Source organism: Pseudomonas sp. 86_A, from assembly GCF_017491705.1.
In the GTDB taxonomy this organism is placed as follows: Bacteria; Pseudomonadota; Gammaproteobacteria; order Pseudomonadales; family Pseudomonadaceae; genus Aquipseudomonas; species Aquipseudomonas koreensis.
Window position 1 is genome coordinate 1 of sequence record NZ_JAFGYS010000053.1, and the last position, 593, is coordinate 593.

Consider the following 593-nt stretch of genomic DNA (forward strand, 5'->3'; position numbering starts at 1 on the left):
TCCTAAGCTGCTCGACCGCGCTTTGCTGCGCCGGTACGATCAGGTGCTTGAGTTCGATGCACCGACAGCAGAACAAATCCGCAAGCTGATCTGTGCCAATCTCGGCAAGATGAAAATTGAAAAGCCGAACTGGAAAGCAATCGTTCAGGCGGCGAAAGACCTCAGCCAGTCCGAGATCGTCCGCGCCACTGACGACGCGGTGAAGACCGCTATTTTGGACGAACGCATCGAATTGACGACGAATGATATTCTCGACCGCCTGCGTGAGCGTCACATCATGCGCAGCGCGTTCATGGAGTCGAAAGGCGCATGATAAATGGCGTCGCGGTTCACGCTTCCACACATTGAAATCACGCGTTTCAAATCGCAGCAGGACTACTCCGGCGTAGGCGGTGGCGGCAGTTCTGCCGTGCGCATCCGCGAGGAGCATGGCCGCCGTCTGCAAGGAGAACTCGACGCTGCACTGAAGCTCGCTGAAGAACTGCGCCCGAAAGATGACCGGCTGCCGGCGCCGACAACGTCCATTATCGAAGTCGAATTGAGGCGTGGCACCGATCCGGAAACGCTAGATCGCAAGAAGGCCGATATTCGTT

General features: G+C 57.0%; 1 protein-coding gene and 1 pseudogene. Both read left to right on the forward strand.

The window, feature by feature from the left end:
- Window positions 1–313 (forward strand): annotated as a pseudogene (locus tag J5M57_RS27925) (hypothetical protein); the annotation flags it as partial.
- A 3-nt stretch (window positions 314–316) separates the two neighbouring features.
- The coding region (locus tag J5M57_RS27930) for a hypothetical protein (RefSeq protein ID WP_207872083.1) at window positions 317–593 on the forward strand (277 nt) is incomplete at its 3' end.